18 protein-coding genes are annotated in these 18,058 nt (G+C 44.3%); 5 read left to right on the top strand and 13 right to left on the bottom strand.

What is annotated here, in order from left to right:
* Positions 1–11 precede the first annotated feature (11 nt).
* Positions 12–557: an RNA methyltransferase gene (locus R8806_RS02270; protein WP_124317646.1), complete on the top strand. Its 546-nt coding sequence runs from the start codon at positions 12–14 to the stop codon at positions 555–557.
* Between the two features lie 10 nt (positions 558–567).
* Here the strand turns inward: R8806_RS02270 and folP are convergent, their stop codons facing one another.
* Entirely contained in the window at positions 568–1,404 is an 837-nt protein-coding gene (folP, locus tag R8806_RS02265) for a dihydropteroate synthase (RefSeq protein WP_124317645.1), read from the bottom strand.
* Positions 1,405–1,505: 101 nt separating this feature from the next.
* Between folP and R8806_RS02260 the strand changes: the two genes are divergently transcribed.
* Genes R8806_RS02260 through tpiA form a run of 3 tightly spaced genes read left to right on the top strand, consistent with a single transcriptional unit; the run spans position 1,506 to position 4,111 of the window.
* Complete coding sequence (locus tag R8806_RS02260) at positions 1,506–2,045, top strand: DUF1599 domain-containing protein (RefSeq protein ID WP_124317644.1); 540 nt, start codon at positions 1,506–1,508, stop codon at positions 2,043–2,045.
* Between the two features lie 24 nt (positions 2,046–2,069).
* Entirely contained in the window at positions 2,070–3,314 is a 1,245-nt protein-coding gene (locus tag R8806_RS02255; protein ID WP_124317643.1) for a BT_3928 family protein, read from the top strand.
* Positions 3,315–3,340: 26 nt separating this feature from the next.
* Positions 3,341–4,111, top strand: a complete 771-nt coding sequence (gene tpiA, locus R8806_RS02250; protein ID WP_087419890.1) for a triose-phosphate isomerase — start codon at positions 3,341–3,343, stop codon at positions 4,109–4,111.
* Positions 4,112–4,257: 146 nt separating this feature from the next.
* Here tpiA and R8806_RS02245 read toward each other — a convergent pair whose 3' ends face one another.
* Positions 4,258–5,286, bottom strand: a complete 1,029-nt coding sequence (locus tag R8806_RS02245) for an HPP family protein (RefSeq protein ID WP_229782883.1) — start codon at positions 5,284–5,286, stop codon at positions 4,258–4,260.
* Positions 5,287–5,412: 126 nt separating this feature from the next.
* Here R8806_RS02245 and R8806_RS02240 point away from each other — a divergent pair, with 126 nt between their 5' ends.
* Positions 5,413–6,756, top strand: coding sequence for an MATE family efflux transporter (locus R8806_RS02240; protein ID WP_124318177.1), 1,344 nt, complete (start codon positions 5,413–5,415; stop codon positions 6,754–6,756).
* A gap of 28 nt (positions 6,757–6,784) precedes the next feature.
* Here the strand turns inward: R8806_RS02240 and R8806_RS02235 are convergent, their stop codons facing one another.
* From R8806_RS02235 to R8806_RS02185, 11 genes are all read right to left on the bottom strand, one after another.
* The gene (locus R8806_RS02235) at positions 6,785–7,864 is read right to left on the bottom strand and encodes an Mrp/NBP35 family ATP-binding protein (RefSeq protein ID WP_124318176.1); all 1,080 of its coding nucleotides are present in this window, start codon (positions 7,862–7,864) and stop codon (positions 6,785–6,787) included.
* A gap of 112 nt (positions 7,865–7,976) precedes the next feature.
* Complete coding sequence (locus R8806_RS02230) at positions 7,977–8,483, bottom strand: O-acetyl-ADP-ribose deacetylase (protein ID WP_151411441.1); 507 nt, start codon at positions 8,481–8,483, stop codon at positions 7,977–7,979.
* Positions 8,484–8,488: 5 nt separating this feature from the next.
* Positions 8,489–9,025 carry an NUDIX domain-containing protein gene (locus R8806_RS02225; RefSeq protein WP_124318344.1) on the bottom strand — a complete coding sequence of 179 codons (537 nt, stop codon included), beginning with the start codon at positions 9,023–9,025 and terminating at the stop codon, positions 8,489–8,491.
* Between the two features lie 245 nt (positions 9,026–9,270).
* Positions 9,271–9,984, bottom strand: a complete 714-nt coding sequence (locus tag R8806_RS02220; protein WP_229782882.1) for a M48 family metallopeptidase — start codon at positions 9,982–9,984, stop codon at positions 9,271–9,273.
* A 54-nt stretch (positions 9,985–10,038) separates the two neighbouring features.
* Positions 10,039–10,329 (bottom strand): hypothetical protein, encoded by a 291-nt coding sequence (locus R8806_RS02215; RefSeq protein WP_027201158.1) that lies wholly within the window; start codon positions 10,327–10,329, stop codon positions 10,039–10,041.
* 82 nt (positions 10,330–10,411) lie between these two features.
* On the bottom strand, positions 10,412–11,491 hold the full coding sequence (gene aroC, locus R8806_RS02210) for a chorismate synthase (protein WP_151411440.1): 1,080 nt from the start codon (positions 11,489–11,491) through the stop codon (positions 10,412–10,414).
* Between the two features lie 158 nt (positions 11,492–11,649).
* Positions 11,650–12,198, bottom strand: a complete 549-nt coding sequence (locus R8806_RS02205) for an FKBP-type peptidyl-prolyl cis-trans isomerase (RefSeq protein WP_317715758.1) — start codon at positions 12,196–12,198, stop codon at positions 11,650–11,652.
* 177 nt (positions 12,199–12,375) lie between these two features.
* Positions 12,376–13,557 carry an OmpA family protein gene (locus R8806_RS02200; protein ID WP_229782881.1) on the bottom strand — a complete coding sequence of 394 codons (1,182 nt, stop codon included), beginning with the start codon at positions 13,555–13,557 and terminating at the stop codon, positions 12,376–12,378.
* Between the two features lie 368 nt (positions 13,558–13,925).
* Positions 13,926–14,993 (bottom strand): hypothetical protein, encoded by a 1,068-nt coding sequence (locus tag R8806_RS02195; RefSeq protein ID WP_151411439.1) that lies wholly within the window; start codon positions 14,991–14,993, stop codon positions 13,926–13,928.
* Between the two features lie 385 nt (positions 14,994–15,378).
* Complete coding sequence (locus R8806_RS02190; protein WP_124317664.1) at positions 15,379–16,623, bottom strand: competence/damage-inducible protein A; 1,245 nt, start codon at positions 16,621–16,623, stop codon at positions 15,379–15,381.
* 12 nt (positions 16,624–16,635) lie between these two features.
* Complete coding sequence (locus R8806_RS02185; RefSeq protein ID WP_124317663.1) at positions 16,636–17,877, bottom strand: M48 family metallopeptidase; 1,242 nt, start codon at positions 17,875–17,877, stop codon at positions 16,636–16,638.
* Positions 17,878–18,058: the final 181 nt, after the last annotated feature.

Raw genomic sequence — 18,058 nt, 5'->3', positions numbered from 1 at the left:
TTTCAATTAACATGTCTCGTAAACTCCTCAATGAAGAACTGAACAGACTCACCACGGAAGAGTATAAAGACGCTGAAAAACTCCCGCTCGTGGTCGTACTGGATAACGTGCGCAGCTTGAATAACATTGGTTCCGTGTTTCGCACGTCCGATGCTTTCCGGCTTTCCAAGATATATCTTTGTGGTATCACGGCAACACCACCCCACCGGGAAATACATAAAACAGCCCTCGGAGCTGAAGAAAGCGTGGATTGGGAGTATTTCGAGGAAACCACCGATGCGGTTCATGCATTAAAAAATGAGGGATACACCATTTTATCCGTGGAACAAGTGGAAAACAGTATTTCCCTAGAACAATTTACCATCGAAAGCGGACGAAAATATGCTTTCATCTTCGGCAACGAGGTAAAAGGAGTACAGCAGGAAGTGGTTGATCTTTCGGATGACTGTATCGAGATCCCACAATTCGGGACCAAACATTCATTCAACATATCCGTCACCGCCGGAATCGTGCTATGGCAGGTCATCCATCCGCTATTTTATAAACAACTGAAATAGGTCGTAAAGTTTATACACTCCTTTTCATCGCCTCTACGATTTTCACGGCTTCCACAGCTTCTCGCACATCATGAACCCGAAGAATATGTGCCCCTTTCAACAAAGAGATCGTGTTCAGTACGGTTGTTCCATTTAATGCCTCTTGGGGTGTAATCTCCAGTAAACGCCAAATCATTGATTTTCGGGAGATTCCCACCAATAAAGGATAACCCAAATCCAGGAAGGACTCCATTTTATCCATCAACTCGTAATTATGGGCTACAGTCTTTCCAAAACCGAATCCTTGATCCAATATTATATTATTAAATCCCAAAGCATTTAAACGAGTAATCCGTTCCGTGAAAAACTCCCGAACCTCACGCACGACGTCATCGTAATGAGGATTAACCTGCATATCCTGAGGTGTTCCCTGAATGTGCATCATGATATAAGGAAGTCCTAATTCCGCCACCGTCTCGAACATCTTGTCATCCATCGTCCCCCCGGAAATATCATTAATGATTACCGATCCGAGACAATGACTGATCTCTTTCGCCACGTCGGCCCGGAACGTGTCAATCGATACCGGTAGATGCGGGTGGTACTTACGAATCAATTCCAGGGCAAAACTCAACCGGGATAACTCCTCCTGAGTATCCACGAACGCTGCTCCCGGACGGGTTGAATACGCCCCAACATCAATAATCCCGGCTCCTTGTTCCACGATCTCATCCACCCGTTCCATGATCTTCAACTCGCTCGTGTACTTTCCCCCGTCATAAAAAGAATCCGGTGTCACGTTCAATATACCCATCACCACGGGTTTCTCCAAGCTAACCTTTTCCGCTCCGATCGTTATATGTGTCATAATTTTCAACTTTCGATTTCCAATATTCAATTATTTGAGTACTTTTACAGGACAAATTAACAATTTATTTTTCAGATTTCATTATCAAAAATAAATAGAGTATGCCAAATACAGCACAAGAATATGATAAAGTGATAGATATATGTCAGGATATTTTCGTAAAGAAAATGCAGGACTACGGGACAGCTTGGAGAATACTCCGCCCGACCTCCATCACCGACCAGATCTATATCAAAGCAAACCGTATACGCAGTATTGAAGAAAAGGGGATTACGAAAGTCGGGGAAGGCATTGTTCCCGAATTTATCGGGATCATCAACTATTCCATTATGGGACTGATCCAACTCCAACTCGGACCGGGTAACGACACCCCCCAAGATGAAGTCCTTCGCCTGTATCAGAATTATTTTCTTAAAGCGAAGGAACTGATGCTTGCCAAGAATCACGATTACGATGAAGCCTGGCGAGAGATGCGGGTCAGCTCGTACACAGACCTGATTCTGATGAAGATTAACCGTACGAAACAGATAGAAGATCACCAAGGTACCACGATCATATCGGAAGGTATCGATGCAAATTACTTCGACATGGTAAATTACGCCGTTTTCGGGTTGATTCGCCTTGTCGTGGAGCAAGAGTAAGGTCTAACCGGAAAATAAACAAACATGAGACTCGTCAAAAACCTGTGCAGGATTATTGTCGGGATAGTATTCATCTATTCCGGATTCGTGAAAGGAATTGACCCGTTAGGATCTGATTACAAATTCACTGACTATTTCAACGCTTTCGGCATGGGCTGGATGAACGCAACCACGTTGTTTTTCTCTTTCGCCCTCTCACTGGCAGAATTTCTGATCGGAACTGCCCTGTTGTTTAATTTATGGGTATCCCGCATGGCATGGGGGTCTCTGCTATTCATGGCTTTTTTCACCCCGTTGACCCTCGTACTGGCACTAACGAATCCAGTGAGTGACTGCGGTTGTTTCGGGGATGCCATGATCCTGACGAACTGGCAAACTTTTTGGAAGAATATCATTTTGTTCTTGTTGGCCATCATGATCTTCGTGTACCGCAAGGAATACAAATCATCGCTTTCCTTGATGGGACAATTTTCGTTTCTCACCCTAGCAGGAGCCGGAATGCTATGTCTTTCCATCTATTGCTATCGTCACCTGCCCGTACTCGATTTCCGTCCTTACGCTGTCGGCAAGAACATCACGGAAGGCATGAGACTTCCCGAAGGAGCCAAACCGGATCAATACGAAGTCACACTAAAGTATAAAAACAAGCAAACCGGAGAGATCCGGTCTTTCACGGAAGAAAACTACCCATGGCAAGACACGCTGAATTGGGAATACGAGAGTAGCTCGGAGCGACTGGTAAAGAAAGGATATATCACACCGATTCATGACCTTGTAATCGAACACCCCACGCTTGGTAACATCACAGAAGAAATTTTGGAAGACGATAATCACACGATCCTCGCCGTAGCATACAACCTTAACCAGAGTGATACACAATATCAACCCGCCATCAACCGACTGGCGGAGTACGCTCGCAAAAAAGGAATTCGATTCTACGGGTTAACCTCATCCACGGAACGGGATATTGAAGCATATAAAAAGCGGAATCACGTCCCCTACGAATTTTGTACGGCTGACGAGATTCAGTTAAAAACCATGATTCGTTCTAACCCCGGTGTGATCATTCTCCGGGAAGGCACAATTCTCGACAAATGGGCCGGAAAAGATGTTCCCGACGTGAAAGAATTACAGGATACCGACTTGACAGCTTATTGCGTGTATTCAAGGGAACAAATGCAACGAATTTATTTGGTTTACTCCATTATCCTTCTTTTCTTTGTAGCATATTTACTGATTCCACGTAGAAAAGGGAAAAGAAACAATTAAGCACAAACAATTCAAAACATAAAGATATGAGAAAAAAGATTGTAGCAGGTAACTGGAAAATGAACAAAACCTTCGCTGAAGGAGTTGAATTGGCTAGAGAAGTGAATGATTACGTGAGATATAAAGAAGGCGGAGAAGGCGTTCTTGTTGTTCTCGGTACTCCCTTTATCCACTTGGCAAAAGTGGCTCATAACATCACAGAATCTTCCATCATGGTTGCTGCCCAAAATTGCGCAACGGAAAAAGCCGGAGCCTACACGGGTGAAATCTCAGCTGAAATGATAGCTTCCACGGGTGCTAAATGCGTGATCTTAGGACACTCTGAAAGAAGAAGCTACTATGGCGAAACAAGTCCTATTCTCGTGAAGAAGGTTGCACAAGCCCTAGACAGCAAGTTGGAAATCATCTTCTGCGTGGGTGAAGTACTGGAAGAAAGAGAATCCGAGAAACATTTCGAAGTTGTGAAACAACAGTTGACCGACGGGCTCTTCAATCTTACCCCGGAACAATTCGCTCATGTGGTAATCGCTTACGAACCGGTTTGGGCTATCGGTACCGGTAAAACCGCTACTCCCGATCAGGCACAAGAAATGCACGCTTTCATCCGTTCTGTTGTAGCAGAGAAATACGGACAAGCCGTAGCTGACGAAACTTCAATCCTTTACGGAGGAAGCTGTAACGCTGGAAATGCCGACGCTATTTTCTCTAATCCGGACGTGGATGGTGGACTTATCGGTGGTGCATCCCTGAAAGCGGCAGATTTCTTCGAAATCATCAAAGCGAGAGCAAGACATTAAATAAAGGGCGAAAAGCCCTTTTAGTTCATAAAGTTCATAAAGTTTATAAGGTCCGTGGATCCCTAGCGGGGCGCTTTACCAACGGCAGCTAGTGCTGCCGTTAAACACGGTCCGAAGGACACCCGTCACTTTGGACTTTATAAACTTTACAAACTTTTATTTCTCTTCCTCAAATCCCTTATAAAAGGTGGAACCAGACACACAATCAACTGCGCCCGAGGCCAGCGCAGACAACGCTGGAAACAGATCATTGCCAAGCCAATAAATAACGTAGCTCCCACGAGAACCTGCAAAGGCAACCACAACAAACCTTCTTCGGGAATGATCATCGGAATCAAAGCAACAGCTCCCGCCGGGGCAAAGAACTTTCCTAGAAATTCAAACAAAGAAAACATACAAAGAAAAATCGGGAGTACAACCACAACTTCCGGTAAATGCAAGTATTTATGTCCCACGATCTGAAAGAACACGCCAATAACAGCCGCCGTGAACAAGACCAATAAAACCTGTACGGGACGATTGCGGAACCCGGCCTTCGAATTGGCAAACTCCACGTAAGTCACGATCAACGGAGGAAGAATGAAGTACAAGTTTCTCGTGTAGATAGCCAATGTGGCAACCGCTATCACTGTCACCAATAAAAACGACCAACGTACCAAGTTATCCTTCCAATGGACAATCACGGGCGTATAAGTCACCCTCTCCCGCAATCCAACTTTCTCCATCCCCCATTGTCCACCAACAACAATAACCGACATAACAAGTACAGCTACCGGATAAACCCAACTTTCCGTCCCCAGTAACACAGGTAACATACAGGCAGAAATCTGCGGTACCAAAGTTGCACGAAATAACGTGAGGCAGATTGCGGCAAAAATAAAGGCAAACGCCAGATTCACAAGCAAGGGGAAAGGAGAATAACATACGATACACACACCTGCCACAGCACCTAAAATCATGAGAGCGACCATACTTGCCCGACTCACCTGCCACACCCGTTTATCCACGATCCACATACCGATTGTCAAGGCTGCCATTTCCGGAAAGATAATTTCCCTTTCCATCAACAATTCTGCTACACCAATCATTAGCAAAATCATTAACAAGGCGTAAAAATAGCGTTTACGTCGAACTATATCCCCGAACATTTGCATTCCGCTTGCACTTTTCAGCATTCTAAAATCTCCCTTTATTCATTATTTTACGACAAAAGTACACAAAATAATCCGTAATTATCATAGGTTAATTTTTCTCCGTTTTATTAGACCTACCTTTGCCGAGCTAAAAAAAATTATATATACATGCAACGAGACAGTATAGATTTTGGTTCAATGAAAGTCGGACAGTTGTTCTGTAAACAACTATTCCCGACCTTGCTGGGTATGGTTTTCTCGGCTTTATTCGTGATCACCGACGGGGTTTTCGTCGGTCGTGGAATTGGTAGTGACGCTTTAGCCGCGGTAAATATTGCCGCCCCGTTATTCGTGTTCGCTGCCGGAATGGGATTAATGTTTGGTATGGGCGGGGCAATCATGGCATCGATCAACCTAGCCCGGGGAAAAGAACGTGTGGCTAACATCAATGCCACGCAAGCAACGCTTGTTTCTTTTACCGGCATGACGTTAGTATCTATCCTTGTCATGGCTTTCCCGACATCTGTGGCTCGAATCCTCGGAGCTCCCGAAGATATTATCGGATTGGCACGAGAGTACCTGATCGCTTATGCCGCTTTTGCCATGTTCCAGACGGCTCTCTGCGTGCTTACTTTCTTCACCCGTATTGACGGACCTAAAATTGCCATGTGGTGTATAACAATCTCCACGGTAATCAACATCGTACTCGACTATCTATTTATATTCGTGTATAAATGGGGATTGACGGGTGCCGCCGTGGCTACCGGTATCGGTGAAATCGTGGGATGTATTCTCATGGTTGCCTATTTATTACGTAATTCCCCTCGTGTTCGTCTCGGTAAACTAAAATTCAGCCGAAAGAGTATACAACTCACGCTACGTAATAGCGGATATATCATTCGTTTGGGTTTCTCGGCATTCCTAGGGGAGGCAGCCATCGGTGTGATGATGCTAACCGGGAACTATGTGTTCGTGAGTTACCTCGGTACGGACGGAGTGGCAGCATTCAGCATCATGTGCTACTTTTTCCCGATCATATTTATGGTTTTCAATGCCATCATCCAATCGGCACAACCCATTATCAGTTTCAATCACGGATGTGCGGCACTTGGACGTGCGCAACAAGCACTCCGGCTGGCATTGATAGCAACAATTGCAACAGGCTTGTTTTTCTTAGTCCTCACGATTTTACTACGGGAACAAATCGTATCCCTGTTCATTGCGGACCACACAAACAATGCATGGAAGTATGCCGTATGCGGGATTCCCTTTTTCTCGATATGCTATGTTTTCTTCGGAATCAACATCACCGCTATCGGGTATTACATGAGTATCGAAAAGTCACGACTGGCAACGATATTTACTGTGTTAAGAGGACTCATATTACCTGTGGTTTGCTTCTTCCTCCTACCATTATGGTTAGGAATCAAAGGGATCTGGCTAGCGGTAGCCGTGGCAGAATTTATCACGTTTGCCGTGATTTGTATAAATGCGATGTATAAAAGAGTTTGAAAGGGGCTTTTTCAAGCCCCTTTCTCCATTATTTCGTTACCCGAACCCGTTTTGCGGTCTCTCCTGTTTCATCCACAGCGTGAGCTACATTACGAGCCAGTTCTATAAATGCCTGTCCAGTGACACTATCTTCATCCAAGGCTACCGGGCTACCATTCTCGCCTCCTTCCATAATACTCTGCACGATTGGAATTTGTCCCAACAGACGCAATCCCTTCTCGTCAGCAAGTTTTTTGGCCCCCTCTTTACCGAAGATATAGTATTTATTATCCGGTAACTCGGCAGGAGTAAACCAAGACATATTCTCAACCAATCCCAACACGGGAACTTGTATTCCCGGGGATTCAAACATATTGATTCCCTTCACGGCATCAGCCAAAGCCACCTGTTGCGGTGTACTAACCACGATTGCACCACTCAAAGCGACAGTTTGTACCAAAGTCAAGTGAATATCACTTGTTCCCGGAGGAAGGTCGATCAGCATAAAGTCCAGTTCGTCCCAGAAACCGCCTTCTACCATCTGTTTTAAAGCATTGGAAGCCATCGGTCCTCTCCATACAGTGGCAGAATCCGGGTCCACGAAGAAACCGATCGACAACAACTTCACCCCGTATTTCACTACCGGCTCGATCAACTCCTTACCTCCTACTTCTACCATATAAAGACTGGCATCCTCACACCCGAACATTTTCGGCATGGAAGGTCCATAAATATCAGCATCCACCAACCCGACTTTATACCCCAATTTAGCCAAAGCTACCGCCAAGTTTGAAGCTACCGTTGATTTACCGACTCCCCCTTTACCTGAAGACACGGCAACAATATGTTTCACCTTCTCCAAGACCAAAGGTTTCTCCAAGTCATGTACGAACACGGTTTCAATCTCCACAGTTGTATATCCTAATTTCTCTTTCAACAGAGATTCACATTTCTTTCTCACCGCTCCCACGAACGGGTCATTGGACTTTTGGAATACCAAGCGGAAATCCACCTTACCGTCCTCAGCCTTTATATTCTGCACCATATCCAGCGCAACGATACTCTTCGAAGTGCCGGGATATTTCACTTCCGACAAAACGTCACGTATCTCTTTTACTATCTCTTGCATAATATCTGTTTTTTATAAATCTTCCAGACAAAATTACTGTTTATAAATTAATTTCCCAACAAACATTCGTTTTGTTAAGGTCAACAGGCTTAAAAGTTACAAATTATTGTCATTATTCCATTGTCAATTGCATATACAAATCATAAGCTTTACGACTAAAACAAGCAACAATCACCCGCTCAAAATTCGGATGTGTCTCCAAGAAGGCCTTGATCTCACGCAAAGCAATCGGGGTTGCCTCCTCCAACGGATAACCATACACACCCGTACTGATCAGAGGAAAAGCGATGGTTTTCAAACCGTTTTCCACGGCCAAGGCAAGACTATTCCGATAACATGCCGCCAGCAACTCCGGTTCCCCCTGTCGCCCGTTAGAATAAACCGGTCCTACCGTGTGAATCACGTGACGAGCTTTCAGATTATACCCTTTTGTAATTTTCGCCTCCCCGGTCCGGCATCCGTGCAACGTCCGGCATTCCGCCAACAACTCTTTGCCAGCAGCCCGGTGAATTGCTCCGTCAACACCTCCACCTCCCAGCAAGGAAGTATTCGCCGCATTCACGATTGCATCCACGTCCAACGTGGTAATATCCGCCTCAACGATTTCCAATCTATCCATGTATCCTATAATTTATCAGGAATCAGATCCTGCAAACGTTTCAAGTCAAATCCCTTGAAATGTTCATCTAGTTCCTCGATCCCGTTCAATTGTAAATAAACTTTCAATGCCAAACGATGTAATGCCACCAGCAACACGTGTTCATGATCAAAAGCCAGAGAAGGCATATCCGACAAGGTGAACCATCGAGCATCTGCCGCATCGTCATATCCGGCCACTTTTATCCCCACGGGATTCACCAAAGCATAATAAGCCACCGTAATTGTCCGTCCCCGGGGATCTCGGTCCACGCCGGAAAAAACCTGTAATTGCTCTACAAACACATCTCTCAAGCCCGTTTCTTCCTCCAATTCCCGCACGGCACATTCATCCGTCGTCTCGTCCATATTCAGGAACCCACCCGGAAATGCCCAGCAACCTTTATAGGGTTCTCCGCCCCGTTCCACCAATAACACCTTCAATATCTCCCCATCAAACCCGAAGATCACGCAATCCGTGGTCACTGCCGGACGAGGGTATTGATAACAATATTGTCCTTCCATTGTCTTCACTTATTTAAGAAATAACTACCAAATATAACGAATAAAACTCAAGCTGGATTCCTCTTTTCCCAACATTTACAAATATATCAATAAAAAACGCCCGAGAACGTAACATTTGGCCACATTTCAGCATAAAACGTATATTAAAACTTGCATCATGAAAAGAGTCGAAATGCTATTATCTATGTTGGGAATCGTGTTCATTCTCACGTTCTGGCTAGCAAGCCGTGAAGAAAGAATACCGTTCAAACTCTGGTATTATACTGACGTAACCTACGACGCAATTGCATACACCCGGGACACACTTTTTCCATCAACGCCCAAAAATTACTGGAATGATTCTTTTCAACCGTATGACATAACTCGTGCAGAATCACGTAATCAATAATCTCATCCGGCAATTTCATCAATTTCACATTCAAGCTGATATTATCATCCGCCGAACAACTCCCCCAGTTCGATATATTATTCCGAAAAGACAATGCCCGGTAACGGAAACCGAACCGCGTTGCCAGTTCCCTCACCCGTCCCGGCAAGTAACGCTTGCTCTCCATGCGATAAATCTCTACCAAGAAATTTTCCACGTAGGGAGCAATTTTCGAGTATGCCGTACCACGGGGAATATACAGGTGGATTTCTTTTCCCTCGATCTTATAGTATGGACGAAGTTCGTCACAGGCAAGCACTTTCAGCACGTGGAACTTCGTCTTCACCTCGGAATCCATGCCTAACCCCACCCCCGTGTCTTTCTCGTAGACTTTGATCTTCGCCAAATTCTGTTCTATCCAGTCCCGTTGTGTATGCACGAATTCCTCTACCTGCCGTCCACTTACCCCGAAGGGAACGTTTACCCACACGCCTCTACCCGGTGCCATTCGCACCGAGAGGAAACGGATATTCTTTCCCCGTCTCACCTTCACCTTGCCGATTCCCGGTAATACAATCTCGTCGTTCATCATCAAAAAGAGCTACCACAGAACGTGGTAGCTCAAACATTTGGGGGCAATCATCATTTAAGCGTTCTGTTTTACCAACTCGCTCAAACGGGTAAATTCTCCGTCTACTGTTTTCAATAGATCGATAGATATTCCTTTATAATAAGATCTAGCTTCTTTCTTATCGTTAAATGATTTACGAGCAGAAATTTTACTTCTCGTTTCATTTCTATATTCAACCATCTTTTTCACGATGTTAACAACTTCCGGCTCACTCTTCCCCACGCTAGAATTGTAATTCATACAATCGGCGATTACTGCGAAAGTCAAATAATCAACATCTTTCTTCAATCTTCTAATACTTGCCATAACACTGATATTTAATTTCCAACAAAATTAATAAAGAATATCATCCTAAACAAGCTTATTGTCAAAAAAATATTTACTTCTTTCATACCCGAGAGGGTACTTTCCCGGCCTCCAGCATCATATCCAATACCAGCATGGCAGCCATCGCCTCCACCACGGGAACCGCACGAGGCACCACGCATGGGTCATGACGTCCCCGGGCTATGAAAGTCACCTCTTCCCCGAAACGATTCACAGTTTGTTGCTCCTGCCCGATCGTTGCCACGGGCTTAAAAGCAACCCGGAAATAAATATCCTCTCCACTAGTGATTCCTCCCAAAACTCCCCCGGCATGATTTGTCAAGGTCCTCGTTTGCCCGTTCCTCAGCACGAAAGCATCATTATGCTCGCTCCCCCGCATACTTGCAGCATGGAATCCCTCGCCATACTCGAAACCTTTCGCCGCATTAATTCCCATCATGTAATATCCCAGCCGGGCCTGAAAACGATCAAACACGGGTTCTCCTACACCCACGGGAACTCCCCGGATAACACAACTCACGACCCCTCCCACACTATCCTGTTCCTCCTGCATTTTTCGGATAAACAATTCCATTTCCCCCGCTACCATCGAATCAGGACAACGTACCACATTAGCCTCCGTTTCCTCCAAATTTAGCTCGCAATAAGTTTTATTCAACACGATCGGCCCCACCTGAGACGTGTAACCATGAACAGAAATGCCCAGTCTTTTCAAAACTTGACGAGCCACAGCTCCCCCCACCACACGAACCACGTGTTCCCGGGCTGACGAACGTCCCCCGCCCCGGTAATCCCGAATACCATATTTCGCCTGCATCGTGTAGTCGGCATGAGACGGACGGAATAAATCTTTTATCTCGTCATAATCCCGGCTCCGCTGATCCTTATTCCGCACGACAAAACCAATAGGTGTACCTGTAGTCACCCCTTCGAATACTCCCGAAAGAATTTCCACCCGGTCTTCTTCCGTCCTTGAAGTAGTCACGGAAGACTGTCCCGGTCTCCTTCGGTACAGCTCATACTGAATCTCGTCCACCGACAAGGGAAGTCCCGCTGGACACCCATCAATCACTCCCCCCAGAGCCTCCCCATGTGACTCTCCGAAAGAGGTTAACGTGTATAACTTACCAATCGTGTTCATAACAATTGAAAATTGAAAATTGAAAATTGAAAATGAAGGAAAACAACACTTCAATATTCAAAGATCAACGTAGATTAAACTTTTGGTCTGTATAAAAAATGGAAAATCAAGACTTGATTATCCCAATTTTCCATTTTCAATTTTCCATTTTCAATTAATTAGTGGCAGCAACCGTCACCGCAAGAGTGTTCTGAACCGCAACCGCCATCAAATCCACAACCGTGGCAGCCGCCACATTTATGAGAATGTAAGCTTTCCAGTTCTTCATCTGTAGCGTCTCTTACTGCCAACACCTTACCCTTGAAAAACAAATCTTTGCCGGCCATCGGGTGATTGAAATCCATGGTCACCGTATCGTCACCCACGGTAACGATTGTCCCGTTCAGGTGACGCCCCAAACTATCCTGCATTGGCAGCACGTTTCCGGGAATCAACTCTTCCGCCTCAACTTCTGCGAATATATCTTTAGGTAACTCTACAATCATGTCCTCGTTCACCTCACCGTAAGCGTTAGCAGCCGGAATATGGAAATCAAAAGAATTCCCCGTGTTCAAGTTCAACAGGTTCATCTCGAAATATTCCAATGTTTGCCCTTGACCGCAAATAAACTCTAAGGGGGTCTTCTCATCAGCTATCTCGATGGGTTCTGCATCCGCTGCCGTTCTCAACTCGTAACTCACGGTTACAAACTTATTCTTTGTTATCATTTCTCTGTTTTTTAATTATTCACGGGCAAAGATACAACTAATTAAGCGAAAAGCTGAAAGCGAAAAGCTAAAAGTTATATAAAACCGCAAGAGCAATAAAATAAGACCGGGATAAAAGTATCACCCTTTATCCCGACCTCAAATGTATATATGGTTAGTAGTTATGTAGTCTTCATATCATTCAACGATAACCACGCGGCTCAATTGAACTCCTCCCTCGTAAAGATTGTCAACACCACCCTTACCAACTACTTGCAATTGGCTGGCCTTAACACCAAATTTCTTCACTAAAGCGTCAGCCACGTTCTGAGCGCGTTTCTCGCTTAACTTCTGATTGTAAGCAGGAGTACCTGTTGCTTTGTCTGCATATCCGGTAACTCTATAAACTTGATTCGGATTGCTCTTGATAATCTCCGCGTAGTATTTCAAGTTAATCATTTCCTTGGCGGTAATGTTTGCTTTGTTGATATTAAAGAATATAGCCAATGGAGCAGCTTTTACCTCTTTAACAACTTGCGGTTGAGCCTTACGAGCTTGATTCAACTCATCCTGCAAACGATCTGCCCGGCGAATTTGCTCTGCCAATTTAGCCTCTGCAGCACTTAACATTTCCGGTGAAACTCCGGTAGAAATGATTTCTGTCGGTTTCTCTCTTCTAAAATTACGTTGGTTGAATTTATACGTAAATCCGGCTGTTACGCCCAAAATACCTTCACCTTTGCTACCGCCGGTATCACCGTCAAATGACTGGGGAACCAAACTACCCTTGATTTCGATGTTAAAGTCAAAAGCGTTAGATAAACGCATTTTATTGATCAAACCTGCCACGAACATAAACTTCGTGTTATCCGCAGAAGAACAACCATGAATCATACCAAAACCGGCAAACGGAACTGCCTCGTAGAAACGATCCGTACGGTAACCACCAATCCAATTGGAAAGATTCAGCAATCCATCAACATGCACGTTAAACTGTTGCCATTTTTGTTTGTAATATCCGTCTACACGAGAAGGACCTTTAGCGTAAATATTAGCAGGATCAGATGTCAAACCTTTTAACGTGAAACCACCAACCTGAGCCCGAACTCCTAATGTCGGCATCAACCATTTTCCCACGGAAAAATCAAATGTCGGGGTAATCCGACGCCCGAAATCATCCTTACTATCATACTCTCCAAAATAAACTTGTCCACCGGCACCTATTGAAATAAACCAGTTATCCCAAAATCCATTGGTAACAAAACCACGCCATGGAGCCGTAGACTCTTCTTCTACCACAGTCACCTTAACTTCTTCTTTTTGTGCGCTAGCCAATAATGGCAAAATCGCTACAAATAACAAAATAAACGTCTTTTTCATATTCATCATCTGTTTGTTAACTATTGTTTGCTTGTTATATATCTAAGTTGATCTTAAATAACACTCGAAATACGGGACTTCGTTTAAAAATGTTACACTCCCATAGGAAAAAATCACACTAAAAATTTTAATTAACTTTATACCAATTCAAACAAGGAGATAATTAACAAATATTATGCCAAAAACAACATCTTTTTGTTAATAAAACACGACTATCGACATAAATATGCCCATAAAGCCAAAATCAAGAACGTAAAAAAAAATTGCAAATCAATACACCTCTAACACGCACACCTGCCTTATTGACAGACTACAATACAATCATCGCCATAGTATATGCCAAAATCCCAATCGCATGACAAAAGGTCTTAACGATACTCCACGAAAAACTTTTTCAACAACATCGAAAAAACCTTCTCGTCATTTCCGTATGTCTTTATCATCTTATCCCACGCCTCCTTCGAATACTTGACTTTATTCCCTTTGTTATCGGAATATTCTCTCTCGTCAAAAATATTCTTCTTCAAGGTGGCACACTCTTTATAATTATGACGAAACTTCAAATCCCCGAATATATCCCGTTCCACGCTCCATTTATTTCCTTTATTATCTTTCACTTGGAGATCACCAAAAATATCTCTCCCGGCATCCACCTTGTTTCCCCTGCCATCATTTACCTGCACATGATCAAAAATATCCTTCCGGATAGAAAGACTTACCCCCTGATTATCCTTGTACTCGAAGTCATCAAACAGATCTTTCTTTATCGAAACCCGACGTCCCTCGCTATTCTTGTATTCAATATTTCCGAATATATCCACGGTGTACTCTTCCGTGTAATTTTTCTTTTTCCCGACATCTTTGGCCAACCCTAACAACAAAAACTCTTCAACATTCCCGTCTCCTCTATGTCTTCCTCTTCGGATCTTGCCAAGAAACTCTTTTGAATAGGTCACCTTATTTCCCCGATTATCCTTGTATATTATATTTTCAAAAATATCTTTTCCTAACGTGGCTCGAAACTCGTTACTGAAATATTCCAACTCCCCCATGATATTTCGCCTTAATGTCATGGACTGTCCCTGATTATTCCGATATCGTGCATCTCCAAAAATATCAATCTCGTACACCTCCTTCACGTTTCTCCGATCCCGGTATTTATGTATCAGCTCAGAGAACAAAAAATCTTCAAAATAAGGTCTATCCTTCCCCGGCACCTTCTCCCACATTGCCTTCGAATACTTCACCTCGTTTCCCCGATTATCCTTGTAAACCTTATCCCCGAAGATATTCGTGGAAAGTGATGCTTGAAATCTATCCCGAGATTCATAACGCAAATCACCATGTATATCAACAAAATATTGTTCTTCACCCATCTGAGCATAAGAAAACGACCAAAGAACAACGAAAAACAGCAACAATGTAAACTTTCTCATAGCAAAAATTTATTTCTCAAATATAACAAAATTCCTGCCAAGTACAAAAGAAAAGCGGGTAACCGTCACGGCCCCGCTATTTTAGTGAAATTAGAATTTTAAAATTGTTACCCTACGAACAATATCAATATGTATTATTTACATTACATACAAAACATAAAAGCCTCCGGACTGTAAATTAAGATCTCACCCAAAATTTAACACTACGCATAGCCACGCACCGGAGGCTTTATAATACCTTCAGCGTCGCTACACGTTGTATTATTTTCTGAGTGAGATGTGCAAATGTAATTTATATTTTCGAAATAGGAACATGAAATACAAAAAAGTTTACCGAGACCCGCCTTTTTACTATGATTCACGACGGATTCACTTTATAAATAATTCATCTATTTACTGCCCCGTTACGCACTTCTTCGATAACCATTTCAATCGCCTTCATCGTGGCCTTACCGATATTTCTTTCACGGGTAAACGAGAACACGAACTTGCGGGCAATCGTTCTTTCCGGCCCGGCAACCCCGATCCACACGGTTCCCACCGGTTTCTCCGCCGTACCGCCAGTCGGCCCGGCAATTCCGGAAGTAGAAACGGCATAATCCGTCCCGATCAAACGGCGGGCTCCTTCTGCCATCTGCCGTACCACGGGTTCACTGACTGCCCCGAATTGTTCCAAACTTTCAGGACGAACTCCCAGCACCCGTTCCTTCACGTCATTGGCATACGCCACCACACTCCCTCTAAAGTAGGCGGAAGAACCGGCTATCGACGTGAGCTGAGCCGCGATATTTCCACCCGTGCAACTCTCTGCCGTGGCAATCGTCTTTCCCTTCAACATCAGTAATTCCCCAAGTTCCCGTTCCGTTCCTCCATTCTCCCCCTCCGTGTAATGCTGTCCTTCAAGAGTCTCTTTCAAGCTATCGTAACGGGCATCCAAGTTAAAAACCTGATCCCCCTTAGCCGTCAGGCGCAACTTCACAAATCCCGGCGACGGCAGGTAAGCCAAGCTGAACCCTTCCGGCAAATGTTCTTCCCATTTCTCCAACAAAAGAGCCAACTCTGATTCCGGGATGTCATACACTTTCAACATCCTGTAATCCAGATGCAAGTGCGGATACAAGCGCTGCAATTCCGGGATCACGCTCTGGATCATCAAATCCTCCATCTCGAAAGGAACACCCGGCAAAGACACCAATACCTTTCCGTCCCGTTCAAACCACATCCCAGAAGCCGTTCCTTTCCGATTGTAAAGAATTTTGGCCGATTCCGGTAAGATAGCCTGACTACGATTTCCCTCGTTCATTCTCATTCCCCCGTTCTCCAGCAACTTCTCGATCCATCTCAACACTTCTTCATTCATCACCAAGCGAGTATCGAAATATTCTGCCAGCACCTTTTTCGTCATGTCATCCTTTGTCGGTCCCAACCCCCCAGTCACGATGATCAGTTCCGCTTGTTTCATCGCGTAATCCACCCACTGCCAAATCTCCTCCCGTTGATCGGCAATAGACAATATATCCGCCACCTCGGCCCCCAAACGGGTCAACTGCCTCGAAATATATTGTGAATTCGTGTCCAGAATCTGTCCTAACAGAATCTCGTCCCCGATAGTAATAATAATAGCTTTCATTCGTTTATATTTTTATTCGTGAATACGTTTTATAGCATCTATCCGTTTCAATAACGACGGATGAGAATAATAGATATACTCGTACAAAGGATGGGGCGTCAAGTTACTTAACGACTTCACCGATATTTTCTTCAAACCGGATACCAAGTAATCACCCTCGTAATACCGGGCCGCAAAAGCATCTGCTTCATACTCGTTACTCCGGGACCACACGTTCATCCCGATTCCCAAAATCAAATTCACGGGAGAATACAATATGGCAAAAGCGATTAATCCCAACTGGAAATATGCCCGGTCCCCACCCAGCGCCTCTGACAAAGCCGCGTTATTCACGCACAGGGAAAACAACCAGAAAAGCACCCCCATCTGTATCACGGAAACCACCATAGAACGTAACGTGTGTCGTTTCTTGTAATGCCCGATCTCATGAGCCAGCACGGCCACAATCTCCTCTTCCGTCAACTCGTCAATCAACGTGTCATACAACACGACCCGCTTTTTAGGCCCCAGCCCCGTGAAATAAGCATTTGCTTTCGTGGAGCGTTTCGAACCGTCAATCACGTATATATTATCCAATTTGAACCCGACTTTCCCCGCAAAAGCCTGTATCTTATCCCTCAACGAACCTTCTTGTAAAGGCGTCTGCTTATTAAACAAAGGCACGATCAATTGCGAGTAGAACATGGCCATAAACACGGAAAACAGGGTAACAGCACCCCAAGCGTACAACCAAAAATAAGTCCCCGCCCACGTGTAGAACCACACCACAAGCGCCAACAACACCCCTCCCAACACCAACGAAAGGACCAACTCTTTCACCGTATCCAGCCAGTAGACCCGCCTCGTAGTCTTATTAAACCCATACTTTTCCTCTATCCGGAAAGTCGCGTAATAATCAAAAGGTATATCCAACACGGAAGAAGCCACGGAAAGCCCCACCACGAAAAGGATGGTCTGCCAGACCACACTATCCGTCAGAGAAACCACCCAACTATTATACCACCCGAAACCTCCTGCCACGAGAAACACGATCATCACAACAAACCCGACTCCGGAACTCCAGCTATCCAACCGTCCGTTTTCCCGCTTGTAGGATTGAAAACGACTATACTCCTTCTCGTCATAAATTCCCTTTAGACTATCGGGTAACACGGGAGACATATGTTTAGAATTCAAAGATTCCAATATTCTCTCCAACACGAAATCCAAGCACAGGAAAACAACAATGATAAAAAATATGGTTTCGGAACTCATTTTATCTGTTTTTAAGATTCATTGCTTGCAAAGGTACAATAATAATCGTCTTTCAGATGAAACTTTAACAAAACGGTAAGATAAATTCGATTCTTTTTTACATATCTTCGCCCGTTGTTGAAAGCATTGCACAAGAATGTATGCACACAAATCTAATAAACGAGATATAATTAATTGATTA

The sequence above is a fragment of the Butyricimonas faecihominis genome, from assembly GCF_033096445.1.
Classification (GTDB): domain Bacteria; phylum Bacteroidota; class Bacteroidia; order Bacteroidales; family Marinifilaceae; genus Butyricimonas; species Butyricimonas faecihominis.
Note: the sequence above shows the minus strand (reverse complement) of the source record. Positions and strands in the feature narration are given on the sequence as shown.